The 24,800-nt window shown below is 67.2% G+C and carries 21 protein-coding genes; 13 read left to right on the top strand and 8 right to left on the bottom strand.

Going from position 1 to position 24,800, the window contains the following annotated elements:
• Positions 1-646: 646 nt before the first annotated feature.
• The 6 genes from ACYJP6_RS03180 to phoB form a co-directional block, all read right to left on the bottom strand.
• Complete coding sequence (locus tag ACYJP6_RS03180; RefSeq protein ID WP_017642364.1) at positions 647-955, bottom strand: hypothetical protein; 309 nt, start codon at positions 953-955, stop codon at positions 647-649.
• Between the two features lie 175 nt (positions 956-1,130).
• Complete coding sequence (locus ACYJP6_RS03185; protein WP_145011280.1) at positions 1,131-2,438, bottom strand: MFS transporter; 1,308 nt, start codon at positions 2,436-2,438, stop codon at positions 1,131-1,133.
• A gap of 169 nt (positions 2,439-2,607) precedes the next feature.
• Positions 2,608-3,942: a sigma-54-dependent transcriptional regulator gene (locus tag ACYJP6_RS03190; protein WP_459473306.1), complete on the bottom strand. Its 1,335-nt coding sequence runs from the start codon at positions 3,940-3,942 to the stop codon at positions 2,608-2,610.
• A gap of 64 nt (positions 3,943-4,006) precedes the next feature.
• Complete coding sequence (locus ACYJP6_RS03195; protein ID WP_459473308.1) at positions 4,007-5,737, bottom strand: sensor histidine kinase; 1,731 nt, start codon at positions 5,735-5,737, stop codon at positions 4,007-4,009.
• Between the two features lie 257 nt (positions 5,738-5,994).
• A complete protein-coding gene (gene phoR, locus ACYJP6_RS03200) occupies positions 5,995-7,308 on the bottom strand; it encodes a phosphate regulon sensor histidine kinase PhoR (RefSeq protein ID WP_459473310.1) in 1,314 nt (437 codons plus the stop codon).
• A gap of 20 nt (positions 7,309-7,328) precedes the next feature.
• The gene (gene phoB, locus ACYJP6_RS03205) at positions 7,329-8,018 is read right to left on the bottom strand and encodes a phosphate regulon transcriptional regulator PhoB (protein ID WP_145011294.1); all 690 of its coding nucleotides are present in this window, start codon (positions 8,016-8,018) and stop codon (positions 7,329-7,331) included.
• Positions 8,019-8,179: 161 nt separating this feature from the next.
• Here phoB and ACYJP6_RS03210 point away from each other — a divergent pair, with 161 nt between their 5' ends.
• The 7 genes from ACYJP6_RS03210 (at position 8,180) to ACYJP6_RS03240 (ending at position 16,225) form a co-directional block, all read left to right on the top strand.
• Positions 8,180-8,974, top strand: coding sequence for an IclR family transcriptional regulator (locus tag ACYJP6_RS03210; RefSeq protein WP_459473312.1), 795 nt, complete (start codon positions 8,180-8,182; stop codon positions 8,972-8,974).
• Positions 8,971-9,924, top strand: coding sequence for a 2-dehydro-3-deoxygalactonokinase (locus ACYJP6_RS03215; RefSeq protein ID WP_459473314.1), 954 nt, complete (start codon positions 8,971-8,973; stop codon positions 9,922-9,924). The genes ACYJP6_RS03210 and ACYJP6_RS03215 overlap by 4 nt, the downstream gene beginning before the upstream one ends.
• Positions 9,917-10,537 (top strand): 2-dehydro-3-deoxy-6-phosphogalactonate aldolase, encoded by a 621-nt coding sequence (locus ACYJP6_RS03220; protein ID WP_459473316.1) that lies wholly within the window; start codon positions 9,917-9,919, stop codon positions 10,535-10,537. The genes ACYJP6_RS03215 and ACYJP6_RS03220 overlap by 8 nt, the downstream gene beginning before the upstream one ends.
• Before the next feature lie 122 nt (positions 10,538-10,659).
• A complete protein-coding gene (dgoD, locus tag ACYJP6_RS03225; RefSeq protein ID WP_459473318.1) occupies positions 10,660-11,808 on the top strand; it encodes a galactonate dehydratase in 1,149 nt (382 codons plus the stop codon).
• A 447-nt stretch (positions 11,809-12,255) separates the two neighbouring features.
• Positions 12,256-13,581, top strand: coding sequence for an MFS transporter (locus tag ACYJP6_RS03230; RefSeq protein ID WP_459473320.1), 1,326 nt, complete (start codon positions 12,256-12,258; stop codon positions 13,579-13,581).
• 80 nt (positions 13,582-13,661) lie between these two features.
• The gene (locus tag ACYJP6_RS03235; protein ID WP_459473322.1) at positions 13,662-14,714 is read left to right on the top strand and encodes an SMP-30/gluconolactonase/LRE family protein; all 1,053 of its coding nucleotides are present in this window, start codon (positions 13,662-13,664) and stop codon (positions 14,712-14,714) included.
• A 110-nt stretch (positions 14,715-14,824) separates the two neighbouring features.
• Positions 14,825-16,225 carry a sugar porter family MFS transporter gene (locus tag ACYJP6_RS03240; protein ID WP_459473323.1) on the top strand — a complete coding sequence of 467 codons (1,401 nt, stop codon included), beginning with the start codon at positions 14,825-14,827 and terminating at the stop codon, positions 16,223-16,225.
• Positions 16,226-16,270: 45 nt separating this feature from the next.
• Here the strand turns inward: ACYJP6_RS03240 and ACYJP6_RS03245 are convergent, their stop codons facing one another.
• Positions 16,271-16,720: a hypothetical protein gene (locus ACYJP6_RS03245; RefSeq protein ID WP_459473324.1), complete on the bottom strand. Its 450-nt coding sequence runs from the start codon at positions 16,718-16,720 to the stop codon at positions 16,271-16,273.
• Positions 16,721-16,953: 233 nt separating this feature from the next.
• Here ACYJP6_RS03245 and ACYJP6_RS03250 point away from each other — a divergent pair, with 233 nt between their 5' ends.
• A complete protein-coding gene (locus tag ACYJP6_RS03250; protein WP_459473326.1) occupies positions 16,954-18,162 on the top strand; it encodes an aldose 1-epimerase family protein in 1,209 nt (402 codons plus the stop codon).
• A 19-nt stretch (positions 18,163-18,181) separates the two neighbouring features.
• On the opposite strand, the gene ACYJP6_RS03255 is transcribed toward ACYJP6_RS03250, so the two are convergent.
• Entirely contained in the window at positions 18,182-18,583 is a 402-nt protein-coding gene (locus ACYJP6_RS03255; protein WP_459473435.1) for an acyl-CoA thioesterase, read from the bottom strand.
• A 489-nt stretch (positions 18,584-19,072) separates the two neighbouring features.
• Here ACYJP6_RS03255 and ACYJP6_RS03260 point away from each other — a divergent pair, with 489 nt between their 5' ends.
• From ACYJP6_RS03260 to gltP, 5 genes are all read left to right on the top strand, one after another.
• Entirely contained in the window at positions 19,073-20,380 is a 1,308-nt protein-coding gene (locus tag ACYJP6_RS03260; protein ID WP_459473437.1) for an MFS transporter, read from the top strand.
• A 147-nt stretch (positions 20,381-20,527) separates the two neighbouring features.
• Entirely contained in the window at positions 20,528-21,727 is a 1,200-nt protein-coding gene (gene fdhA, locus ACYJP6_RS03265) for a formaldehyde dehydrogenase, glutathione-independent (RefSeq protein ID WP_145011316.1), read from the top strand.
• A 145-nt stretch (positions 21,728-21,872) separates the two neighbouring features.
• Positions 21,873-22,235 (top strand): hypothetical protein, encoded by a 363-nt coding sequence (locus ACYJP6_RS03270; protein WP_459473328.1) that lies wholly within the window; start codon positions 21,873-21,875, stop codon positions 22,233-22,235.
• A gap of 65 nt (positions 22,236-22,300) precedes the next feature.
• Complete coding sequence (locus ACYJP6_RS03275; RefSeq protein WP_459473329.1) at positions 22,301-23,131, top strand: aldo/keto reductase; 831 nt, start codon at positions 22,301-22,303, stop codon at positions 23,129-23,131.
• A 312-nt stretch (positions 23,132-23,443) separates the two neighbouring features.
• Positions 23,444-24,793 (top strand): glutamate/aspartate:proton symporter GltP, encoded by a 1,350-nt coding sequence (gene gltP, locus ACYJP6_RS03280; RefSeq protein ID WP_459473331.1) that lies wholly within the window; start codon positions 23,444-23,446, stop codon positions 24,791-24,793.
• The last annotated feature ends 7 nt before the right edge of the window (positions 24,794-24,800 follow it).

Genomic DNA, 24,800 nt, shown 5'->3' on the forward strand with positions numbered 1-24,800 from the left:
TCTGGCGCGAAGGTTTTGCGGGCTTCAGTCCTGGCTTGCTGAGGAGGAACTAGCTAAGGACTGCATGGGCTCTGACGTTGGGATCACCCTCACCCCAGCCCTCTCCCGGAGGGAGAGGGGGCAATAAGGTGCGATGGGCGACTGCTGAGTATCGCCTGGTACCTGGACTTGTCCAGATCACAGAAATCGCTATTGCGGTAACTCTGAAAATACCTGTGAAGCCTGGCGTTGAAGGGGAAGCCCGCCTCCCACTCCAGACAACCCCCTCTCCCTGGGGGAGAGGGTTGGGGTGAGGGCGCGCACGTAACAGCGCGGCTTACTTCTTCTCGAACGTCGCCGCAGCGATGCCGTAGGCCGCTTGCGGTAGTCGAGCTCGGCGGACTGCACCAAAAGGGTTTCCTCGCCCTCGGTGATGGCGAACACCGGGCGATGGCTCCGGCTGTCAGCCCCGATTTCGGCGGCGTCGATGAGCTAGGAGGGATCGAAGGCAAACCCGGCTAAGGTGGCCTGGGCGCCGGAAATCGCTATCGCAGTAACACTGAAACGCCGCTAAGGCCCATGGCTGGAGGAGATTCGCCCCGCTCCAGACCGCCCCCTCTCCCAGGGGGAGAGGGTTGGGGTGAGGGGGCGCACGTAACAGCGCGGCTTACTTCTTCTCGAACGCTGCCGCGGCGGTGGCGTAGGCCGCTTCGTGGTAGTCGAATTCGGCGGACTGCACCAGTAGGGTTTCCTCGTCCTCGGTGAAGGCGATCACCGGGCGATAGGAGAGGCCGTCGGCCTTGATTTCGGCTTCGTCGATGAGCTTGGAGAGATCGAAGGCGAAGTCACCGCAGATGGCCTTGGCCTGGGCGTCGGTGATGCCGTGCTTCTTCAGGGCATCGCGCAGCAGGGTGCTCCACTGGTATTGAAACTGGATACCCAGTTTGGCGTAGCTGGGACCGTAGTCGATTTCCATGAGTGTGTAACCGGGGCTTGAGAGGAGGGGGCGAACTCGCCACAGCGGCCAGCGAAATGACCGTTGTGAGCGCTGCCGGTGACACTACGATGGCGCGCCGAAAAGCCCAGGCAAAGAGGGGCGGGCCGGACGGCCAAATCTAATGACCGAGAGGCCCGCAGCGGGGGACGGGTGGTTATTCGTGCACGATGCGCGAGTGGTCGCGGGTGTCCTTCATGAAGACGTACACCAGCAGCGAGCAGGCGATGCAGCCGGTCACGTACCAGTAGTAGCCGCTCTCCATGCCGATGCTCTTGAACCACAGGGCCAGGTACTCGGCGGTGCCGCCAAAGATGGACACGGTCAGGGCATAGGGCAGGCCGACGCCGAGGGCGCGGATTTCGGTGGGGAACAGCTCGGCCTTCACCACGGCGTTGATCGAGGTGTAGAAGCTGACGATCACCAGTGCCGCCATGATCAGCCAGAAGGCGCCCCACCAGGTGGTGACGCTCCCCAGCTCGGAGAGGATCGGATAGGTGAACAGGGTACCCAGGACCCCGAAGGCGATCAGCACCGGGCGCCGGCCGATGCGGTCGGAGATCGCGCCGACGATGGGTTGCAGCAGCATGAAGAGGAACAGCGTCGCCGCCGAGATGGAGGTGGCGTCGGTCTTGCTCATGCCCACCGAGTTGACCAGGTACTTCTGCATGTAGGTGGTGTAGGTGTAGAAGGCCAGGGTGCCGCCCATGGTCAGGCCGACCACGGTGAAGAATTCCTTGGGATGCCGCGCCAGGGTGCGCATCAGGGATTCCTTGGGCTTTTCGGCCTTCTTGAAGGAGCTGGTCTCCTCCATGCCGCGCCGCAGGTAGAGCGCGGTCACCGCGCAGGCGGCGCCGATCACGAAGGGAATGCGCCAGCCCCAGCTTTCCAGTTGCTCGACGCTCAGCGCCTGCTGCAGGACGATCAGGGTCGCCAGGGCCAGGAGCTGGCCGGAGATCAGGGTGACGTACTGGAAGCTGGAATAGAAACCGCGGCTTTCCTTGGTCGCCATCTCGCTCAGGTAGGTGGCGGAAGTGCCGTACTCGCCGCCCACCGAGAGCCCCTGCAGCAGGCGCGCGAGCACCAGCATGATGGGCGCGGCGACGCCGATGGTGGTGTAGCTGGGGGTGAGGGCGATGATCAGGGAGCCGGCGCACATCATGATCACCGAGACCATCAGCGCGGCCTTGCGGCCAGCCTTGTCGGCATAGAGGCCCATCAGCCAGCCGCCGATAGGACGCATGAGGAAGCCCACGGCGAAGATGGCGGCGACGTTGAGCAGCTGGGCGGTCTGGTCGCCCTTGGGGAAGAAGGCCTTGGCGAAATACAGCGAGAAGGCGGCGTAGACGTACCAGTCGTACCATTCGACCAGGTTGCCGACCGAACCGCTGAAGATGGACTTGATGCGCTGGGAGGTGGTCTTGGGCGCGGTCTGGCCGGCCGCGAGGGTAGCGGTGCTATCCACAGGGTGTTCCTCTTGTCGTTGTTATAGGGGCGCACGAGGCGTCGACAAGGGCGATTGCAGGGGCCGTGCCAAGGCGCGAAGCCGCGTCACGGCTGGATTTCGTTCCTGCCCATCGGCGAAAGATCGCCGAAAGCCAGCAAGGGATGAGCGGATTTCCGCCTAGTGCCGATCAGTCACTCTCGGGGCCGTCACGAAAGTCGGCGCGCACCAGGCCGTGGCGCTGCATCTTTTCGTTGAGGGTGCGCCGCGGCAGTTGCAGCTCGTCCATCACCGCCTTGATCTCGCCGCCATGGCGGGCCAGGGCGGCGCGCAGGCACTGGGCCTCGAAGGCTTCCAGCTGGTCGGCCAGGGAGCTGCCGGTGGCGGTGGGCGGTGTGCCCAGGCCGAGCGCCTCGCGTTCGGCGGCATTGGCGAGTTCCCGGACGTTGCCCGGCCAGCCGTGGCCGAGCAGCTGGGCCAGCCGCGCCGCACCGGGCGGGGTGACCGGACGCCCCAGGCGCGCGCCGGCGGCGGCGAGGAAGTGATCGAACAGCAGCGGGATGTCCTCGCGCCGCGCCCGCATCGGCGGCAGCTGCAACTCGGCGACGTTGAGGCGATAGGCCAGGTCTTCGCGAAAGCGGCCGGCGCGGGCTTCCTCCAGGAGATCCGGCTTGGTGGCGGCGACGATGCGCAGGTCCAGGGCGATGCTCTGGTTGGAGCCCAGGCGCTCCAGGCGCTGTTCCTGCAGCACCCGCAGCAGCTTGACCTGCTGGGCCAGGGGCATGCTCTCGATCTCGTCGAGGAACAGGGTGCCGCCATTGGCGTATTCCAGCTTGCCGATGCGCTTGCCCTGGGCACCGGTGAAGGCACCGCTCTCGTGGCCGAACAACTCGCTCTCGAACAGCTGCTCGGGAATGGCCGCGCAGTTGAGGGCGACGAAGGCCTTGCCGGCGCGTGGACCGAAGTCGTGCAGGCAGCGGGCGACCAGCTCCTTGCCGCTGCCGGTCTCGCCGCGCAGCAGGACGTTCACCGGCGTCGGCGCCAGGTCGAGGATCTGCTGGCGCAGTCGGACGATGCCAGGGGAGACCCCCAGCAGTCGGCGGGCGAGGGCGCTCTGGTCGTCGACCCGGCGGTGCAGCTGGCGATTTTCCAGGACCAGCCGGCGCTTCTCCAGGGCCCTTCCGAGATCGCCCAACAGCGCCTCGGGGCTGAAGGGTTTTTCCAGGAAGTCATAGGCGCCCTGGCGCATGGCGGTCACCGCCAGGGCGACGTCGCCGTGGGCGGTGAGCAGGATCACCGGCAGGTCGTGATCCAGCGCCTGCAGCCGTTCCAGCAGGGCCAGGCCGTCCATGCCGGGCATGCGCACGTCGCTGACCACCACCCCGGCGAAGTCCGGCGTCACCGCCGCCAGGCAGTCCTCGGCGCGGGCGAACAGCCGCACCTGGTGCCCGGACAGCTCCAGCCACTGGCACACCGCCTCGCGGATGCTGGCTTCGTCGTCGACCAGATAGACCTGGGCTTGCATGGGGATGTCCTCTCGCTGCCTGCGCGCCGTCACCTTGCCCGAACGGCGCCGGGTGGTCGAGGCTTCAATCGGGTGCGGCAGGCAACCGGAGCCGGAACACCGCGCCCTCCGCGCCATTGTCCGCCTCCAGGCTGCCGCCCTGGGCCTGGACGATGGCCGAGGACACCGCCAGCCCCAGGCCGAGGCCCTCGCCGACCGGTTTGGTGGTGAAGAAGGGATCGAACACCTGGGCCAGGTGCTCCTCGGCGATGCCGCCGCCGTTGTCGGCCACCTCCAGCTGCCAGGTCGCCTTCTCGCGCCGTAGGCTGACCCAGACCCGAGGCGTCGGCCGCTCCGCCACCGCGTCCAGCGCATTGCGCAGCAGATTCACCAGCACCTGCTCCAGGCGGATGGGATCACCCAGCACCCAGGCCGGCCGCGGCAGGTCGACCGCCAGCTCGGTGCGCCGTGCGTCCAGCAGCTCCAGCGCCTGTTCCACCACCTGCGCCAGGTCTACGCGTTCGCGCAGGCCGGCGGGGGTCTTGCGCGCATAGGTCTTGAGGTGCGCGGTGAGGCCGCTCATGCGGGTCAGCAGGCCATCGAGGCGCTCCAGGGCGGCGCGCGCCTCGTCCAGCCGTCCGTGATCCAGCAGCAGCCGCAGGCTGGCCAGGTGCATGCGCTGGGCGGTGAGCGGCTGGTTGAGTTCGTGCACCAGGGCCGCCGACATCTGCCCCAGGGCGGCCAGCTTGGCGGCCTGGACCAGGCCGTCCTGGGCGGTACGGAGTTCCGCGGTGCGGGCTTCCACCAGTTGCTCCAGCTCCAGTCGACTGCGCTGGCGCAGGCGCTGCAGGCGCCGTCGCTGGACCAGCAGCAGGGCCGCGCAGACCAGCAGTAACCAGGCGCAGCCGGCGGCCAGGGCGGCGCCCAGGCTACCGCCCGGCAACTCCGCGGTGGGCCTGAGCAGGTGCAGGGTCCAGCCTTCGCTGGGCAGCGGCAGGCTATCCCAGAGGTAGTCTCCCGTACCTTCCGGCGCCTCGATGCGCGCCACCTGGCGGCGGTCGCCCAGAAGCACCCGGTCGCGGTAGGTCAGGGGCTGCAGGGTGCGCCGGTCGTACTGCCGGGTGGTGGCCAGCTCGGTGCGTTCGGCGGCGGTCAGTTCGCGCAGCAGGCGATAGCGCCAGTCGGGCCGGTTGGCGGCGAACACCACGCCGCGGGCGTCGCTGAGCAGCAGCACCTCGGGGTGTTCGCCCCAGCGCGCCTCGATGGCGGGGAATTCCAGCTTGACCACCACCGCCCCGAGGAAGCGCCCGGCGCCATCCAGCACCGCGTGAGAGAGGAAGTAGCCAGGGATGCCGGTGGTGACGCCGACGGCATAGAAGCGTCCGCTGCCGCCCGCCAGCGTCTCGCGGAAATAGGGACGAAAGCCGTAGTTGTGGCCGACGTAGCTGGTGGGCAGGCGCCAGTTGCTGGCCCCTATCGCCAGGCCGGTGCGATCCAGCACCTCCAGCGTCGAGGACTGGGCGGCGGCATTGAGCCGCTCCAGCTTGAGATTGAGTCGTTCGGTGGCGGCCGCCGTGGGTGGCGCACTGAGGGCGGCGATCAGCTCGGGATCCTGGGCCAGTACCGCCGGCAGGGCGCGGAAGCGATCGATCAGGGTCTGCAGGCCGCTGGCGTGCAGGCGCAGCTGTTCCTGGCCGAGCAGGCTGGCCTCGGCCAGGGCCGCGCGTTCGGCGCGGTGCCAGGCCAGGCCGCTGACCAGCAGGCCGCCGAGCAGGGCGAGCAACAGCACCGGCAGCAGGCGCAGGGCAGGGGGCATCGAGGGGCACCGAGGCGGGGGTGGCCGGACGATAGCACGACCGCTGGCCGACGCCTCAGAGCCTGTTCAGAATCTGCTGCGCGTCGGCCAAACCGCGTTGAAAATGGCCTGGGTCGCCAGCCCGCCTAGGCGGCCCCGTCGCAATGCTCATTCACCACTCGTAAACTCGCGCGCGAGTCCGATCCGCTTCCTCAGCCATTTTCGTGGGGCCGCCTAGGCCTTGTTTGTCTCTAGCTCGCGAGATTATGAACGGGCTCTCAGGCCGAGATGGCGGTGGCCTGGGCGATCTGCTCGGGCTGGAAGTGGCAGGTGAAGCAGCTGCCCTCGCCGACCACGCTGTGGATGTCCAGCGCGCCGCGATGGCGGATCAGCACGTGCTTGACGATGGCCAGGCCCAGCCCGGTACCGCCGGTGCTGGAGGCGCGGCTGGCATCGAGGCGATAGAAGCGCTCGGTGAGGCGCGGCAGGTGGCGGGCGTCGATGCCGGGCCCGGTGTCCTGTACGGCGACGTGGACGCCTGCGGCGTCCTGCCAGGCGCGCACCCGCACCTCGCCGCCCTCGGGGCTGTACTTGACCGCATTGAACACCAGGTTGGAAAAGCAGCTGCGCAGTTCGGTCTCGCTGCCCAACAATGCCAGGCCTGGTTCGCAGTCGAGGCTCAGGCGATGGCCGACCGCGCCGGACAGCGCCCGGCCGTCCTGCAGGATGGAGCCGAGCAGCGGCGCCAGGGCCACCGGGCGGTTGTCGGCGGGATAGTCGGTGGCTTCCAGGCGCGCCAGCAGCAGCAGGTCGTCGATGGTGTGCTGCATGCGTCCGGCCTGCTGCTGCATCTGGCCCAGCGCCCGGCGCCAGCGTGGGGTGGCGTGTTCGGCGTTATCGAGCAGGGTTTCCAGGTAGCCGGTGATCACCGTCAGCGGCGTACGCAACTCATGGGAGACATTGGCGACGAAATCCTTGCGCATCTGTTCCAGCTGGTGGACACGGGTCACGTCGCGCACCAGCAGCAGGCGATCGCCCTCGCCGAAGCGGGTGACCAGGATGTGCAGGTACTGGTCGTCGTTGAGCGGCGAGGCCAGTTCCAGCGGCTCGCCGTAGTCGCCACCGACGAAGTAGTCGGCGAAACGCGGATGGCGGACCAGGTTGGTGATCGGCTGGCCGAGATCCTGGGGTTGCCGCAGGCCCAGCAGGGTTTCCGCGGCGCGGTTCCACCACTCCAGGTTGCCATGGCGATCCACCAGGATGATGGCGTCGCGCAGGGCCTCGGTGGAGGCCTGGGCGCGGCCGATCACGGCGAGCAGCTCCTCACGCTGGCGCTGTTCCTGGCGCTGCCGGCGATAGAGGCGATCCAGCACCTCGCCCCACAGGCCTTCGGCTTCCGGCGGCGCGCCGGGCGTCTCGTTCAGCAGCCAGGCGTGCAGGCGCAAGAGGTGCCTCAGGGTGACCGCCAGGTAGACTGCCAATCCCAGGGCCACCGCCAGGCCGACATGGCCGAAGGGCCAGCCGGCCAGGGCACAGCCGGCGACCACGGTCGTCAGTTGGGTGGCCAGACGGGAGCGCCAGTTGATGTTCACGGCGGCGGTGGCCTGCGCGATCAGAGTTTGGTGGAAAAGCGATACCCGGTGCCGCGCACCGTCTGTACCAGGTTCTCGTAGGTCTCGCCCAGCGCCTTGCGCAGGCGGCGGATATGCACGTCCACGGTGCGTTCCTCGACGTAGACGTTGCCGCCCCAGACCTGGTCGAGCAACTGGCCGCGGGTGTAGGCGCGCTCCTGGTGGGTCATGAAGAACTGCAGCAGGCGGTACTCGGTGGGCCCCATCTCGGCGGGCGAGCCGTCGATGGTCACCCGGTGGCTGATCGGATCGAGGATTAGGCCATTGACCTCCAGCGGGCCGTCGTTCTCCAGATGCCCGGTGCGGCGCAGCACGGCCTTGAGGCGCGCCACCAGCTCGCGGGGCGAGAAGGGCTTGGTGATGTAGTCGTCGGCGCCGGTCTCCAGGCCCTGCACCTTGTTGTCCTCGTCGCCCTTGGCCGTGAGCATGATGATGGGGATGGCGTCGGTCAGCTCGTCACGCTTGAGCCGGCGGGCCAGCTCCAGGCCGGAGGTGCCCGGCAGCATCCAGTCGAGCAGGATGAGATCAGGCTTGCGGTCGACGATCAGGGCGTGGGCGTCCTTGCTGTTGTCCGCCTCCAGGCATTCATAGCCAGCCATTTCCAAGGCCACGGCGATCATCTCGCGAATGGGGGCCTCGTCGTCGACGATCAGGATGGATTTACCCGTCATGGAGCGCTCTGCCTCTCGAGTCCTTGCAATGTGCCGTGCATTAGATAGCGCCAATATTGCAGCTATGTGACAAGGCTGTCATATCTAACTTCTATCCCACAATATGGGATGACGTATCACATATTGAGATTTTCCGGCGAGGCTCCTAGAGTGAAGGCACCATGAACGACAACAATTCCAACAAGGGCGAAGCGCCCAGCGGGGCCCAGGCGCTGTTTCGCGGCCTGGCGGTACTCGAAGCCGTGGCCGCTGGCGCCGACAGTCTGGCCCAGGTCGGCGCCGTCATCGGCTGTACCCGCAGCACCACCCATCGCCTGGTCGCCGCCCTGACCCAGGCCGGCTATCTGCGCAGCGATGGCGGGCGACTGATCCTCGGCAGCCACCTCATCGCCCTCGGCTACCAGGCCCGCGAGCAACTGCCGCTGACCGGCGTGGCCCGGCCCCATCTGCAACGCCTGGCCCAGCACTGCGGCGACACCGTGCACCTCGGCGTACGCGAGGGCGGCGACGTGCTCTATCTGGACAAGCTGCCCGGCAGCCGCGGCCTGGAAATGAGATCCCGCGTTGGCCTGCGCATGCCACTGGCGCTCACCGGCGTCGGTAAGGCGCTGATGCTCGACCTCGCCGAGGGCGAGTGGGAGGGCCTCTACGGCGAAGGCCTGGCGCGCCGCGCCGGGCAACCCGGCCTGCGCGAGGACTTCCTGCCCTGGGCGGACTACCGCGCGCGGCTGCGCCAGTACGCCAGCGACGGCTACGCCCTGGACCTGGAAGAGAACGAACTGGGTATCCGCTGCGTGGCCGCGCCCATCCGCGGGGCCGACGGCGCCATCGTCGCCGCCCTCAGCGTGGCCAGTGCCATCCCCTACATGCCCGAGGCGCGGCTGCACGAATTGCAGCCCGAGGTCAGTGCCTGTGCCCGGGCCATTTCCCGCGAACTCGGCTGGAGTCCTGCATGACCGCCACCCCGCACCTCATCGGCCTCGACTGGGGCACCTCGTCCCTGCGCGCCCAGCTGCTCGACGCCCAGGGCGCCGTGCTGGAGACCCGCAGCCGCCCCTGGGGCATCATGCATGTGCCCGACGGCGACTTCGCCGCGGCCTATCGCACCCTGGTGGGTGACTGGCGGGCGGCCCATCCCGGCCTGCCGGCCATCGCCTGCGGCATGGTCGGCAGCCGCGGTGGCTGGCGCGAGGTGCCCTACGCCGACTGCCCGGCCGACGTCCACAGCCTGGCCGCCGGCCTGCTGCGGCTGGACACGGGCTGCGGCGAGCTGCACCTGGTCCCCGGGGTAATGCAGCGTGGCGCGCTGCCCAACGTCCTGCGCGGCGAGGAAACCCAGGTGTTCGGTGCTCTCGAACTGGAACCGGACCTGGCCGCCGAGGCCCTGCTGGTCTTGCCCGGTACCCACAGCAAGTGGGTGCGGGTGCGCGATGGCCGCCTGACCGATTTCGCCACCTACATGACCGGCGAGTTGTTCGCCGTGCTGCGCGAACACTCCATCCTCGGTCGTCCGGCCAGCGAGGCCGGTGCCGAAGCCAGTGCCGAGGCCTTCCGCCAGGGCCTCACCACGGCGCGCGACGCCGGGGCCGAGGGCCTGTTCGCCCGGCTGTTCACCGCCCGCAGCCGGGTGCTGGCCGGCGAGCTGGGCGCGGCCCACAGCCTCGACTACCTGTCCGGCCTGCTGATCGGCGAAGAGCTGCGCAGCCAGGTCGCTGCCCTCAGGGGCGCCCCTTGCCCACCCCTGGTGCTGATCGGCGACGCGGCGCTCTGCCAGCGCTATCGCGACGCCCTGGCGCTGTTCGATATCCACCAGGTCCGCCTGCTGGAGCAGGCCACCCGGGCCGGGCTCTGGCGCCTGGCCCAGGCCGCCCGCCTGCTCCCCACCTCTGGAGGCTCCCATGCTTGATACCTATCTCAAGGACCTGCCGCTGATCGCCATCCTGCGCGGCGTCACCCCGGACGAGATCGTCCCGGTCGGCCGCGCCCTCTACGACGCCGGCTTTCGTGTCATCGAGATCCCGCTCAATTCGCCACAGCCCTTCGACAGCATCCGTCGGCTTACCGCCGAATTGGGCGACAGCTGCCTGATCGGCGCCGGCACCGTGCTCACCGAGGCCCAGGTGGCCGAGGTGGACGCCGCCGGTGGCCGGCTGATCGTCTCGCCCAACGCCAATCTGGCGGTGATCCGCGCCAGCAAGGCCGCCGGCCTGGTCAGCGCGCCGGGCGTGGCCACGCCCTCGGAAGGCTTCGCCGCCCTCGACGCCGGTGCTGACAGCCTCAAGCTGTTTCCCGCCGAGCAACTCGGCCCGGCGGTGGTCAAGGCCTGGCGCGCGGTCTTCCCCAAGGAGCTGGCGCTGCTGCCAGTGGGTGGCATCACCCCGGACAACATGGGCCCCTACGTGGCGGCCGGCGCCAACGGCTTCGGCCTCGGCTCGGCGCTGTACAAGCCAGGCCTGACCGCGGCCCAGGTGAGCGCCAATGCCCAGGCCTTCGCGGCGGGGTGGCGGGCTCTTTCCTGATCTGATCGCGGTCATGGCGGTTCGCCGTCGCGACCGCTCCTACAAGAGCCTGTAGGAGCGGTCCACGACCGCGATTTGCCCAATCCCCTCGATTCCAATAATTACCGTCGAGACTCCACACCATGAAGATCACCAAACTCACCACCTACGTCGTCCCGCCGCGCTGGTGCTTTCTCAAGATCGAGACCGACGAGGGCATCCACGGCTGGGGCGAGCCCGTGCTGGAAGGCCGCGCCCATAGCGTGGCCGCCGCGGTCGACGAATTGGCCGACTACCTGATCGGCAAGGACCCGCGCAACATCGAAGACCACTGGACGGTGCTCTATCGCGGCGGCTTCTATCGTGGCGGCGGCATCCACATGAGCGCCCTGGCCGGCATCGACCAGGCGCTGTGGGACATCAAGGGCAAGGCCCTGGGCGTACCCGTGCACGAACTGCTCGGCGGCCAGGTGCGCGAGAGCATCCGCGTCTATTCCTGGATCGGCGGCGATCGCCCGGCGGAGACCGCGGCCCAGGCCCTGGAACGCCAGGCCAAGGGTTTCACCGCGATCAAGATGAACGCCAGCGAAGAGATGCAGTTCGTCGACACCTACGACAAGGTCGACCAGGTGATCGCCAACGTCGCCGCCATCCGCGACGCCTGCGGGCCGCACTTCGGCATCGGCGTGGACTTCCATGGCCGGGTGCACAAGCCCATGGCCAAGGTGCTGGTCAAGGAGCTGGAGCAATTCCGTCTGATGTTCATCGAGGAGCCGGTGCTCAGCGAGCACCACGAGGCACTCAAGGAGATCGCCCTGATGAGCAACACGCCCATCGCCCTGGGCGAGCGGCTGTACTCGCGCTGGGACTTCAAGCGCATCCTCCAGGAAGGCTACGTCGACATCCTGCAGCCTGATCCGTCCCATGCCGGCGGCATCACCGAGACGCGCAAGATCGCCAACATGGCCGAGGCCTACGACGTCGCCATCGCCCTGCATTGCCCGCTCGGCCCCATCGCCCTGGCGGTCAACCTGCAGCTGGACGCCAACTGCTACAACGCCTTCATCCAGGAGCAGAGCCTGGGCATCCACTACAACCAGGGCAACGACCTGCTGGACTACATCAAGAATCCCGAGGTGTTCGACTACGGCGACGGCCACGTGAAGATTCCCCAGGGGCCGGGGCTCGGGGTGGAGGTCAACGAGGAGTTCGTCAAGGAACGCGCCGCCATCGGCCATCGCTGGCGCAATCCGGTGTGGCGGCACAAGGACGGCAGTTTCGCCGAGTGGTGAGAGACGCCCTCACCCCAACCCTCTCCCGTGGGGAGAGGTGGCAAGAGCAGGAGCGCGGAGTTTCGCTCTCGTTCGGACCATCTCCGCTCCCTTTGGGAGAGGGCCAGGGTGAGGGAAAGCCGGACCACTGCCGCTGACCCCTCACCCCAACCCTCTCCCGAGGGGAGAGGGGGCAAGAGCAGGAGCGCGGAGTTTCGCTCTCGTTCGGACCGTCCCCTCTCCCTCTGGGAGAGGGCCAGGGTGAGGGAAAGCCGGACCACCGCCGCTGACCCCTCACCCCAACCCTCTCCCAAGGGGAGAGGGGGCAAGAGCAGGGGCGCGGGAATCAATCTCCGTACCGACCATCCCCTCTCCCTTTGGGAGAGGGTTAGGGTGAGGGCCGCCGCGGCGCCCTGACCCCCAGACATCGACAACGCTCGCCACAACGTCAACTACAGGACCCGAGCCATGCCCACTCCCACCCACGCCGCCCCGGCAGCGACCACGGCCGCGCCGACCCTGGCCAAGCCCAGCCGGGCGCGCTTCTTCATCATGGTGCTGCTGTTCGTCACCGTGGTGATCAACTACCTGGACCGCAGCAACCTTTCCATCGCCGCCCCGCACCTGGCCCAGGACCTGGGCATCGAGCCGGTGCACATGGGCCTGATCCTCTCGGCCTTCGGCTGGACCTACGCCGCCATGCAGATCCCCGGCGGCTGGCTGGTGGACAAGGTCGCCCCGCGCATCCTCTATCCGGTGGCCATCGCGCTCTGGTCGCTGGCCACCATCGGCCTTGGCTTCGTCGGCAGCTTTATCGGCCTGATCGTCCTGCGCCTGGCCGTGGGCGCCCTGGAAGCGCCGGCCTATCCGATCAACAACCGGGTGGTCACCACCTGGTTCCCCGAGCGCGAGCGGGCCACCGCCATCGGCTTCTATACCTCCGGCCAGTTCGTCGGCCTGGCCTTTCTCACCCCGGTGCTGATCTACCTGCAGCAGACCTTCGGCTGGCACATGGTCTTCGTCGTCACCGGCGGCGTCGGCATCCTCTGGGCGGCCATCTGGTACCTGGTCTATCGCGAGCCCAAGGATTTCCGCGGTGCCAATGCCGCCGAGGTCGAGTTGATCCAGCAGGGTGGTGGCCTGGTCGACCTGGAGCAGAAGAATCGCCGCCGCGCCGCCTTCCAGTGGCGCGACCTCTGGAGCGTGCTCAACAAGCGCAAGCTGTGGGGCATCTACATCGGCCAGTTCTGCCTCAATTCCACCCTCTGGTTCTTCCTGACCTGGTTCCCCACCTACCTGGTGAAGTACCGCGGCATGGATTTCATCAAGGCCGGCTTCCTGGCCTCGCTGCCGTTCCTCGCCGCCTTCCTCGGGGTGATCTGCTCGGGCCTGCTGTCGGACTGGCTGATCCGCCGCGGCGCCTCCGTGGGCCTGGCGCGCAAGCTGCCGATCATCGGTGGCCTGCTGATTTCCACCAGCATCGTCGGCGCCAACTTCGTCGATTCGCCCGCGTTGATCATCGCTTGCCTGGCACTGGCCTTCTTCGGCAACGGCCTGGCCTCCATCACCTGGTCGATGGTCTCGGCCATGGCCCCGGAGCGGCTGATCGGCCTCACCGGCGGGATGTTCAACTTCATCGGCAACCTCTCCGCCATCTGCGTGCCCATCGTCATCGGCTTCCTGGTCAAGGACGGCAGCTTCGCCCCGGCCATCGCCTTCATCGGCGTGACCGCGCTGATCGGCGCGCTGTGCTATGGCCTGGTGGTAGGCAAGGTGGAACGTCTGCCCGAATAAGGGCGACTAAAGGAGCGCCCGTCTGCGGCGCTCTGCCACCGGCCTTGCCGTGCTCATAACGACAACAAAGGAGTCTCTCCATGCCTCTCGCCCGTCGCACCTTCCTCGGTGTTTCCCTGGCCGCCTCGGCCGGTCTGGTCGCCAGTCGCGCCCTGGCCGACGACAAGTTCGGTCTCACCCGCAACTGGGAGGGCAAGCCGCCCATCGTCATGCCCGATCCGGCCTGGGAGATCCACGACCAGGCCTTCAAGGGTCGCCTGGGCAATGCCTTCGTCGAACGGCTGTGGTCGGGCGGTCTCTGGACCGAAGGCCCGGTGTGGATGGCCGACTGGCGCTGCCTGCTGTTCAGCGACATCCCCAATGCCCGGGTGATGCGCTGGAGCGCCGACGACGGCCACGTCAGCGTCTACGACGACCAGTCGCACAATGCCAACGGCCACACCCGCGATCGCGAGGGCCGGCTGATCAGCTGCGAACACGACAGCCGCCGCGTCACCCGCCGCGAACTCGACGGCAGTGTCACGGTGCTGCTCGACCGCTTCGACGGCAAGCCGCTGAACGCGCCCAACGACGTGGTGGTCGGCGCCGACGGCGCTATCTGGTTCACCGATCCGGGCTACGGCATCCTCGGCGCCTACGAGGGCCACAAGGCCGACTTCGAGCTGCCCACCAACGTCTACCGCATCGATCCCCAGGGCAAGGCCACGGTGGCGGTGGGTGACTTCGGCCGGCCCAACGGCCTGGCCTTCGCCCCCGACGGCAAGCGGCTCTACATCAGCGACACCGCCGGCGGTGGCAATCCCGGCAAGCCCAATCACGTGCGGGCCTTCACCCTCAAGGACGACGGCACCCTGGGCGGCGGCGAGGTGCTGATCGACGCCAAGGACCAGGGCGTGATCGACGGCTTCCGCGTCGACAGCGACGGCAACCTCTGGTGCAGCTGGGCCGGCTCGGCCGAGCAGAACAGCGTGCGGGTGTTCAATCCGAGTGGCCAGCCGCTGGCCACCCTGCACCTGCCGGAAACCGTCTCCAATGTCGAATTCGGCGGGCTCAAGCGCAACCGGCTGTTCATCACCGGCGGTGGTTCGCTCTATGCCACCTATGTGAACGCCCAACCCGCGCGCCTCTGGTAAGGGGCTCGCGGCAGCCGAACGAAAGGGTCGCTCGACGGGTCTGTAACAATCGGATACGGAACGACCCGCGACAACAAGATCGCCCACAAGGCGAGCGAGGAGCCTCTGTCATGAGCAATACCACTACCACCGCCGACGGTCACGTCACCGAAAAGGCCCAACCCAAGGCGATCTTCGCCTGCCTGATGGCCGCCCTGGCCGGTCTGATGTTCGGCCTCGACATCGGCGTCATCTCCGGCGCCACCAAATTCATCCAGCAGGAATTCCAGATCTCCGACCAAGTGATCGAGTGGATCGTCTCCAGCATGATGGCCGGGGCCGCCCTGGGCGCCCTGGGCGCGGGCTCGCTGTCGGCCAAGCTGGGCCGCAAGAAGTCGCTGATGCTGGGCGCCGTGCTCTTCGTCGTCGGCTCGGTGCTGTGCGGCCTGGCCACCTCGCCGACCATGCTGATCTTCGCCCGCTTCCTGCTCGGCCTGGCCATCGGCATCGCCTCCTTCACCGCGCCGCTGTACCTGGCCGAGGTCGCCCCGGAAAACATCCGCGGCTCGATGATCTCGCTGTATCAGCTGATGATCACCGCCGGCATCCTGATCGCCTTTCTCTCCAATACCGCCTTCAGCTACCACGAGGCCTGGCGCTGGATGCTCGGCATCATCGCCATTCCCGGGGTGCTATTCCTCATCGGCGTCTTCGCCCTGCCGGACAGTCCGCGCTGGCTGATCATGGCCGGGCGCAAGGAGGAGGCCATCAAGGTCCTGCACAAGCTGCGCGGTGACGAGAAGGTCATCCAGCAGGAAGTCGCGGAAATCGAAGAGCAGCTCAAGGTGCCGCAGAAGGGCTGGTCGCTGTTCAAGGAAAACCCCAATTTCCGCCGCTCGGTGGGCCTGGGCGTGCTCTTGCAGGTGGTGCAGCAGTTCACCGGCATGAACGTGGTGATGTACTACGCGCCGCGCATCTTCGAAGGCATGGGCTACGATACCGCCGCCCAGATGTGGTTCACCGCCGCGGTCGGCCTGACCAACGTGCTGGCCACCTTCATCGCCATCTTCCTGGTCGACAAGTGGGGCCGCAAACCCATCCTCTACACCGGTTTCGTGGTCATGGCCGTGGGCCTGGGCGTGGTCGGCAGCATGCTGGGCGCCGGCAACCTCAGCCATGGCCAGCAGACCTTCACCGTTGTCATGCTGCTGATCTTCATCGTCGGCTTCGCCATGTCGGCCGGTCCGCTGATCTGGACCCTGTGTTCGGAGGTCCAGCCGCTCAAGGGTCGCGACTTCGGCATCGGCTGCTCCACCTTCACCAACTGGATCGCCAACATGATCGTCGGCGCCACCTTCCTGACCATGCTGGGCACCCTGGGCCAGGGCACCACCTTCTGGATCTATGCCGGGCTGAACGTGCTGTTCATCTTCCTGGTGTTCCTGCTGGTGCCGGAAACCAAGGGCGTCACCCTGGAGCGCATCGAGCGCAACCTGATGCAGGGCAAGCGCCTGCGCGACCTCGGTCAGTAGGCTCGAGCGCACAAGAAAACGCCCGGCATTGCCGGGCGTTTTTTATCAGCGATCCCAGTGCTTGTGTCGGTGCTTGGCGTGCTTCCAGCCCTTGCCGGGATGGTGGTCGCGATAGCCACGATAGTCGCGGTCGTCACGGCCGCTGTCGCCCAGGCTGTTGCCCAGGGCGCCGCCGGCGCCGCCACCCAGGGCCGCGCCGACCAGGCCACCGGTGCTGCCACCGACTCTATTGCCAATCACGTTGCCGCCCGCGGCGCCCAGGCCACCGCCGATGGCGGCCTCGGTACGATTGCGGCGGTCCGCGCCCAGTACACCACCTGCTGCACCCCCCACGCCGGCACCGATGGCCGCACCGGTGCTGCCGCCGACCTGCTGGCCGACCAGGGTACCGAGCACGCCGCCCACGGCGCCGCCGAGTCCGGCTTCGGTATTGCCCGCATAGGCCGGGGCAACGCCCGCCAGGGCTAGCAACAAGAACAGGGCTGAAGGTTTCATGGAGTCCACTCCGTGGTAGAGACGAGCCGATCCTCGGTAAAAATCGCTGCCCTGGCAAGTACCAAACGCCTGTTTGAATGGTAAAGGTTGTCTTTACCCATTCCTTTGATTTCGCTGAACAAACCTATACCGGAAAGCCAGGTCTCAGCCTCCTGGGCAGATGCTGGCACAGGGTCTGCAGTCCGGCGAACGCTGGTCTAGACTCAAGGCGATCGTCGCGCCAAGGGGACTCCATGATCCACGCTCGTCTGTTGTCCGGCTGTCTCCTGCTCGCGGTCAGTACCAGCGCCCCGGCCTGGGAATACACCCTCATCGCCCCCGACAAGCCGGTGCAGAACTGGAGCATCAGCAGTGATCGGCTGGGCCTGCGCGATGGCCTGGCCTTCACCGTCGGGGTGCATCGCCTGAGCGGCGGCCGCCAGGAGGGCTCGGTGCTGATCGAGATCGACACCGGCGCCCTGCAGCTCACGGTGGTCGCCACCCGCGGCATGAACGTCCTCCGGGCCCAGGCCGGTACGCTAAGACTGGGTTGGGATTCGCCGGTGCGCGAGGTGGTCAATCCGGCTTTCGTCAATCTGGAGAGCCGTGGAGGCCTGGGTTGGCTGGAGGGCTTCAACGAATTGGTGGCCCGCGCCGGCTTCGAGTGGGTCGGCCAGCCGGGAATGGATCGCGGGCAGTTGCTCACCCTGCACGGGCGGGCCAGCTCCCTGCCGGCGAGCCCGGTGGTCTTGACCATCGACGAGCAGCCCCCGCACCGCATCAGCCTCAAGGGCGTGCTGCACGAAGAAGCCTTCAAGCAGGCCAACTTCCGCATCGACACCGAGCTGGTCACCCACGCCGGGGCCACCGGCTTCACCCTGCATGATCGCCTGACCAACCAGGGCGCGCACGCCGCCGAGTACCAGGTGCTCTATCACAGCAATTTCGGCCCGCCGCTGCTCGGCGAAGGCGCGCGCTTCGCCGCCCCGGTACGGGAAGTCTCACCCTTCGATGGACGGGCGCGCGAGGAGCTGGGCGAGTGGCAGACCTACCGTGCGCCCACGCCGGGCTATGGCGAGACGCTCTACAACCTCTATCCCTGGGGCGACGATCAGGGGCGCAGCCTGGCGGTGCTGCACGATCGCAGTGCCCACCAGGGGGTGGCGCTGGCCTTCAACGTGCGGGAGTTACCGGTCTTCACCCTGTGGAAGAACACCGACGCCAAGGCCCAGGGCTATGTCACCGGCCTGGAGCCGGGCACCAGCTTTTCCTACAACCGCAACCAGCAGCGGGCCCTGGGGCTGGTGCCGCGGATCGAGGCGGGCGGCACGCGCGACTTCACCCTCGACTATCGGCTGCTGGCCACTGCCGCCGAAGTCCGTCAGGCCCTGGACCAGGTGGAGGGCATCCGCCATGGCCGCCCGACCCAGGTGCGGGACACGCCGCTGGTGCGCGCACCCTAGTCGCCGAGCGAGATACGCCTTAGCGCCGCGCGGGCAAGGGTCGGGTGCGGCCGCTGCCATCGATGGCCACGAAGACGAACACCGCTTCGGTCACCTTGCTCCACTCGCTGGACAACGGATCGTCGCTCCAGACCTCGATGAGGATCTGGATGGAGCTGCGGCCGATTTCCAGGGTGTTGGTATAGAAGGAGAGCTGTGCGCCCACGGGTACCGGGGTCATGAAGGCCATGCGGTCGATGGCCACGGTGGCGACGCGGCCAGCGGCCAGGCGGCTGGCCATGGCGCTGCCCGCCAGGTCCATCTGGGCGACCAGCCAGCCGCCGTAGATGTCGCCGAAGCCGTTGGTCTCGCGGGGCAGGGCGGTGATCTGCATGGCCAGGTCGCCCTGGGGGATGGGATCTTCTTGTTCGAGCTCTTCGATCATGACAGGGCCCTCGGGAGCCCGGATAGCTAGGTAACGTTCAGCATCTACACGCAAGAATGCTGCCAATCCCGACAGGATTGATCGTTAGGGGGCTACAGTATAACGCCTGGGGCAGGGCGGCTCGACCGCTTTCGCACCTGCGAGAGGCGGTCATAGCTCGTCGGATAAGCCCTGAATGAGTCCTGAATGAATAGCGGAAATTTCTTGCAGATTTGCTATGGTGGAGACCGCGCACGGCCAGGCGATCCAGAGGGCCGTGCACGTCCGATGATCAGGTAATGATCGGTAGACCTGTTGCCGCCGTGCTCCACAAGGGCTTCGGTGGCGCGGTGCAGGTCCGGCGCCCATCCGGCGACCCGCCCATCCTCGCCCAGCCGCCCCAGGCGGTACGTCACTCGGGGCCGCGTCTTGTCCGCTACACCCGGAGGGATGCCAGAGGCCGAATTTCCTTTGCGCTCCTCTTCACGTCCGGGATCTCCGATGAAACTGCAATCCGCTTCCGCGCCCCTCACGTCGCGCCCGCTGGGCCGCAACGACTACAAGACCCTGTCGCTGTCCGCCCTTGGGGGCGCGCTGGAGTTCTACGATTTCGTCATCTTCGTCTTCTTCGCCGCGGTGGTGGGGAAGCTGTTCTTCCCCGCCGACATGCCCGAGTGGCTGCGGCAGATGCAGACCTTCGGCATCTTCGCCGCCGGCTACCTGGCGCGGCCGCTGGGCGGCATCGTCATGGCGCACTTCGGTGACCTGCTCGGGCGCAAGAAGATGTTCACCCTGAGCATCTTCATGATGGCGCTGCCCACCCTGGGCATGGGCCTGATGCCCACCTACGCCCAGATCGGCGTCGCCGCGCCCATCCTGCTGCTGGTGCTGCGCATCATCCAGGGCGCCGCCATCGGCGGCGAGGTCCCCGGTGCCTGGGTATTCGTCTCCGAGCACGTCCCCGGCAAGCACGTCGGCTATGCCTGCGGCACCCTCACCGCGGGCCTGACCTTCGGCATCCTGCTCGGCTCGCTGATGGCGACCCTGATCAACAGCGTCTTCACCCCGCTGGAGGTGGCCGACTACGCCTGGCGCCTGCCCTTCCTGGTGGGCGGTGTCTTCGGCCTGTTCTCGGTCTATCTGCGGCGCTGGCTGCACGAGACGCCGGTGTTCGCCGAACTGGCGATCCACAAGTCGCTGGCCGAGGAGATCCCGCTGAAGGCCGTGCTGCGCGATCACTCCGGCAGCGTGGTGCTGTCCATGCTGCTGACCTGGATGCTCACCGCCGGCATCGTGGTGGTCATCCTCATGACCCCGACCCTGCTGCAGACCCAGTACGGCTTCTCCGCGGCCCTGGCGCTCAAGGCCAACAGCCTGGCCATCGTCTTCCTGACCCTCGGCTGCATCCTCTCCGGCGCCCTGTCCGATCGCTTCGGCAGCGGTCCGGTGTTCATCGTCGGCGGCCTGCTGCTGGCGGTGGCCAGCTGGGCCCTGTACGCGGGCCTCAAGACCCATCCGGAGTGGCTGTTCCCGCTCTATGCCCTGGCGGGCGGGGCGGTCGGCGTCATCGGCGGCGTGCCGCGGGTGATGGTGCTGGCCTTCCCGCCCAAGGTGCGCTTCTCCGGGCTGTCGTTCTCCTACAACGTCGCCTACGCCATCTTCGGCGGCCTGACGCCCATGGTCGTCACCCTGATGCTCAAGCAGCATCCGCTGGGCCCGGCCTGGTACGTCATGGGGCTGGCCCTGCTGGGGGTCGGCATCGGCTTCTACCTGCTCGGTCGCGAGCGCCGCGCCGCCACCCTGGCCACCGCCTGATAACGGCGTCCACGCCGCCGGCCATGGCGGCGTGGACGTTCCCGCCAGGGCGACCTCGACATCGCCAAAAACGCCATCCCCACAGACGTCTCGCCTCGCGAGGACTAGGCTCGAACCGCCAGTCCAACAATAACAGCGAGGTGCAACATGTCCGGCAATCGTGGCGTCGTCTATCTGGGTGCAGGCAAGGTCGAGGTGCAGACCATCCCCTACCCCAAGATGGAAACCCCGCAAGGCAAGCGTATCGACCACGGGGTGATCCTGCGCGTGGTCTCCACCAATATCTGCGGGTCCGACCAGCACATGGTGCGCGGCCGCACCACCGCTCCCGAAGGCCTGGTGCTCGGCCACGAGATCACCGGCGAGGTGATCGAAGCGGGCCGCGACGTCGAGACGCTCAAGGTCGGCGACCTGGTCTCGGTGCCCTTCAACGTCGCCTGCGGCCGCTGCCGCACCTGCAAGGAGCAGGACACCGGCGTCTGCCTGACGGTGAACCCCTCGCGCGCCGGCGGCGCCTACGGCTACGTCGACATGGGTGGCTGGGTCGGGGGGCAGGCCGAATACGTGCTGGTGCCCTATGCCGACTTCAACCTGCTCAAGCTGCCCAATCGCGACGCGGCCATGGAAAAGATCCGTGACCTGACCTGCCTGTCCGACATCCTGCCCACCGGCTACCACGGCGCCGTCACCGCCGGCGTCGGCCCGGGCACCAGCGTCTACGTCGCCGGTGCCGGTCCGGTCGGTCTGGCCGCCGCCGCCTCGGCCCGACTGCTGGGCGCCGCCGTGGTCATCGTCGGCGACGTCAATCCGATACGCCTGGCCCACGCCAAGGCCCAGGGCTTCGAGATCGCCGACCTGTCCCAGGACACCCCGCTGCACGAGCAGATCGCGGCCCTGCTGGGCACCCCGGAAGTGGATTGCGCCGTCGACGCCGTCGGCTTCGAGGCCCGTGGCCATGGTCACGAAGGCGCCAAGAGCGAGGCCCCGGCCACGGTGCTGAACTCGCTGATGGGCATCGTGCGGGTAGCCGGCAAGATCGGCATCCCCGGCCTCTATGTCACCGACGATCCGGGTGCGGTGGACGCCGCCGCCAAGCAGGGCGCCCTGAGCATCCGCTTCGGCCTGGGCTGGGCCAAGTCCCACAGCTTCCACACCGGCCAGACCCCGGTGATGAAGTACAACCGCCAGCTGATGCAGGCGATCATGTGGGATCGCATCAAGATCGCCGACATCGTCGGCGTCCAGGTGATCACCCTGGACGAAGCGCCGCGCGGCTACAGCGAATTCGATTCGGGCGTGCCGAAGAAATTCGTCATCGACCCGCACCGGCTGTTCAGCGCGGCCTAGCTATTGCGCTAAGGATTTTGTCCGGGAATGCTGGCCAATTGGCATTTCTCGGCAAGCCGTGCAGTCGTTTGCCGCACCAAGGGGTCTACCTCCGCAGCGTCCGCCCTGGGCGCTGCTTTTCCCTGGTGCCACAAACGAGGCCAACATGACCCCGAATGTCCTTTCCACCATCCGCCGTATCGCCCCCTCGCTGCTCGTGGCCCTGCTGTTGCTGCTGGGCAGCACCGCCGCCCGCGCCGAAGGCGGGGTGTCCTTTCGCTTCGCCGAAGAAGGGCAGGGCTGGTTGCTGCAAGGTCCGGTCGATGTGCTCAAGTGGCCCTTCGTCTACGACCGCAGCCGCGAGCGCGCCCGCAACACCCTGGTGCGCCTCTCGGGTGACACCCAGGTGCGGGTGATCGAAACCCGCTCCTTCCAGCGCTGGAAGCGCGTCGAGCTGCAGCAGGACGGCCGTACCGTGCTGGGCTGGGTGGAAAGCTACAACGTGCCCGAGGCCATGCGCCTCGATTAGTCGGGAGCAAAAGGCCACCGTCGCCAGTCACACCTCTGATCCCTTTCCTTCCAGAGGAGCGACGCATGTCCGCCATCACCCGTCTTCAGCTCAACGACGGCCACCACATCCCGCAATTCGGTCTCGGCGTCTGGCAGACCCCCGCCGAGGAGACCGCCCAGGTGGTCAAGACCGCGCTCGACCTGGGCTATCGACACATAGATACCGCCGCCATCTACGGTAACGAAGAGGGCGTCGGCCAGGCCATCGCCCAGGCCGGCCTGCCGCGCGACGAGCTGTTCATCACCACCAAGCTGTGGAATGCCGACCAGGGCTACGACAGCGCCCTGCGCGCCTTCGACGCCAGCCTGGCCAAGCTTAAGCTGGAGTACGTTGACCTCTACCTGATCCACTGGCCGCTGCCGGAGAAGGGCCTGTTCCTCGACAGCTGGAAGGCACTGATCGAATTGCGCAACCAGGGCCGGGTGAAGTCCATCGGCGTATCCAATTTCCGCCAGGCCGACATCGAGACCCTGCTCACCGAGACCGGCGTGGTGCCGGTGGTCAACCAGATCGAGTGCCATCCGCTGTTGCAGCAGCAGGAACTGCGCGACTTCAATACCTACAAGGGCATCGCCACCGAAGCCTGGAGCCCCCTGGCCCAGGGCGGCGAACTGCTCGGCAGCCAGGTGCTGCAGCAACTGGCGGCCAAGCACGGCAAGACGCCGGCCCAGGTGGTGCTGCGCTGGCACATCCAGCTCGGCAACATCATCTTCCCCAAGTCCAAGACGCCCAAGCGCATCGAAGAGAACATGCAGATCTTCGATTTCGCCCTGGATGACGAGGACCTGCGCCAGATCGCCGGGTTGAACCAGGACAAGCGTCTGGGTCCGGATCCGGCCACCTTCAACGGCTGATCACCCGGAGGCGCCGCGATGAGCGGCGCCTCTGTATGCCTGGCGCGCAAGGCGCCAGTGCCTGTATGCTGCGCGGCCCTTTCGGGGCGCCTCATGCCGGATCGGCATAGGGCAGGCGACAGCGGCATTAGACACGCCTGGTTACGCTCTGGCAAAAGTGTAGCGCTTTGGTGCTCCTCGTCCTTTTCGAGCGCCGTTTCCGCAGCCTGAACGAACACCCCTCAGCTGGCGTCGCATGCGCTTTGCGCATCACGAACCGGCACGGTGACGTTCGTCCCGAACTCAAGCCAACTAGAACAAAGGTGTCGGTACATGACCAAGCCCAAGCTCAGCCTCGCGTGGCAGATCCTCATCGGCCTCGTGCTGGGGATCGCCGTCGGCGCACTGCTCAACCACTTCAGCGCCGAGAAGGCCTGGTGGATCTCGAACGTTCTCAAGCCGGCCGGTGACATCTTCATCCGGCTGATCAAGATGATCGTGGTGCCCATCGTCATCGCCACCCTGGTGGTCGGCATCGCCGGTGTCGGCGACTCCAAGAAGCTGGGCCGCATCGGGCTGAAGACCATCCTCTATTTCGAGATCGTCACCACCCTGGCCATCGTCGTCGGCCTGTTCTTCGCCGACAGCGTGCAGCCCGGGGCCGGTATCGACCTGAGCACCCTGGGTACCACCGACATCTCCCAGTACCAGAAGACCACGGCGGAGGTGCAGCACGACCATGCCTTCATCGCGACCATCCTCAACCTGATCCCGTCCAACGTCTTCGCCGCCGTGGCCCGCGGTGAGATGCTGCCGATCATCTTCTTCGCCGTGATGTTCGGCCTGGGCCTGGGCGCCCTGCCGGAAGCCACCCGCGAACCGGTGGTGCGGGTGTTCCAAGGCATCTCCGAGGCCATGTTCAAGGTCACCCACATGATCATGAACTACGCCCCCATCGGCGTCTTCGCCCTGATCGCGGTGACCGTGGCCAACTTCGGCTTCGCCTCCCTGCTGCCGCTGGCCAAGCTGGTGGTGCTGGTCTACGTCGCCATCGGCTTCTTCGCCCTCGGCGTGCTGGGCCTGGTGGCCAAGCTGTTCGGCTTCTCGATCTTCCGCATCATCCGCATCCTGAAAGACGAGCTGATCCTGGCCTATTCCACCGCCAGCTCGGAAACCGTGCTGCCGCGCATCATCGAGAAGATGGAGGCCTACGGTGCGCCCAAGGCCATCACCAGCTTCGTGGTGCCTACCGGCTACTCCTTCAACCTCGACGGTTCCACCCTCTACCAGAGCATCGCGGCGCTGTTCATCGCCCAGCTCTATGGCATCGACCTGTCGCTGAGCCAGCAACTGCTGCTGGTGCTGACCCTGATGGTCACCTCCAAGGGCATCGCCGGGGTACCGGGCGTCTCCTTCGTGGTGCTGCTGGCCACCCTGGGCAGCGTCGGCATCCCGCTGGAAGGCCTGGCCTTCATCGCTGGCGTGGACCGCATCATGGACATGGCGCGCACCGCGCTGAACGTGATCGGCAACGCCCTGGCCGCACTGGTCATCGCCAAGTGGGAAGGCCTGTACGACGCCGAGAAGGGCGCCGCCTACTGGGCCGCGCTGCCGCACCTCAAGAGCGACGCCAAGCCCGAGGAGCGTCCCCAGGCCACCCGCGGCGAAGCCCTGCGTGACTAGGTAGCTG

It is taken from the genome of Pseudomonas sp. No.117 (assembly GCF_054558395.1).

What these genes read in the sequence shown, in the direction of transcription:
- ACYJP6_RS03245 (WP_459473324.1), bottom strand. Translation starts at nt 16,720, where the DNA reads ATGAAACCTTCAGCCCTGTTCTTGTTGCTAGCCCTGGCGGGCGTTGCC.
- ACYJP6_RS03220 (WP_459473316.1), top strand. Translation starts at nt 9,917, where the DNA reads ATGCTTGATACCTATCTCAAGGACCTGCCGCTGATCGCCATCCTGCGC.
- dgoD (WP_459473318.1), top strand. Translation starts at nt 10,660, where the DNA reads ATGAAGATCACCAAACTCACCACCTACGTCGTCCCGCCGCGCTGGTGC.
- fdhA (WP_145011316.1), top strand. Translation starts at nt 20,528, where the DNA reads ATGTCCGGCAATCGTGGCGTCGTCTATCTGGGTGCAGGCAAGGTCGAG.
- ACYJP6_RS03230 (WP_459473320.1), top strand. Translation starts at nt 12,256, where the DNA reads ATGCCCACTCCCACCCACGCCGCCCCGGCAGCGACCACGGCCGCGCCG.
- ACYJP6_RS03195 (WP_459473308.1), bottom strand. Translation starts at nt 5,737, where the DNA reads ATGCCCCCTGCCCTGCGCCTGCTGCCGGTGCTGTTGCTCGCCCTGCTC.
- ACYJP6_RS03270 (WP_459473328.1), top strand. Translation starts at nt 21,873, where the DNA reads ATGACCCCGAATGTCCTTTCCACCATCCGCCGTATCGCCCCCTCGCTG.
- gltP (WP_459473331.1), top strand. Translation starts at nt 23,444, where the DNA reads ATGACCAAGCCCAAGCTCAGCCTCGCGTGGCAGATCCTCATCGGCCTC.
- ACYJP6_RS03180 (WP_017642364.1), bottom strand. Translation starts at nt 955, where the DNA reads ATGGAAATCGACTACGGTCCCAGCTACGCCAAACTGGGTATCCAGTTT.
- ACYJP6_RS03240 (WP_459473323.1), top strand. Translation starts at nt 14,825, where the DNA reads ATGAGCAATACCACTACCACCGCCGACGGTCACGTCACCGAAAAGGCC.
- ACYJP6_RS03250 (WP_459473326.1), top strand. Translation starts at nt 16,954, where the DNA reads ATGATCCACGCTCGTCTGTTGTCCGGCTGTCTCCTGCTCGCGGTCAGT.
- ACYJP6_RS03235 (WP_459473322.1), top strand. Translation starts at nt 13,662, where the DNA reads ATGCCTCTCGCCCGTCGCACCTTCCTCGGTGTTTCCCTGGCCGCCTCG.
- phoB (WP_145011294.1), bottom strand. Translation starts at nt 8,018, where the DNA reads ATGACGGGTAAATCCATCCTGATCGTCGACGACGAGGCCCCCATTCGC.
- ACYJP6_RS03275 (WP_459473329.1), top strand. Translation starts at nt 22,301, where the DNA reads ATGTCCGCCATCACCCGTCTTCAGCTCAACGACGGCCACCACATCCCG.
- ACYJP6_RS03210 (WP_459473312.1), top strand. Translation starts at nt 8,180, where the DNA reads ATGAACGACAACAATTCCAACAAGGGCGAAGCGCCCAGCGGGGCCCAG.
- ACYJP6_RS03190 (WP_459473306.1), bottom strand. Translation starts at nt 3,942, where the DNA reads ATGCAAGCCCAGGTCTATCTGGTCGACGACGAAGCCAGCATCCGCGAG.
- ACYJP6_RS03215 (WP_459473314.1), top strand. Translation starts at nt 8,971, where the DNA reads ATGACCGCCACCCCGCACCTCATCGGCCTCGACTGGGGCACCTCGTCC.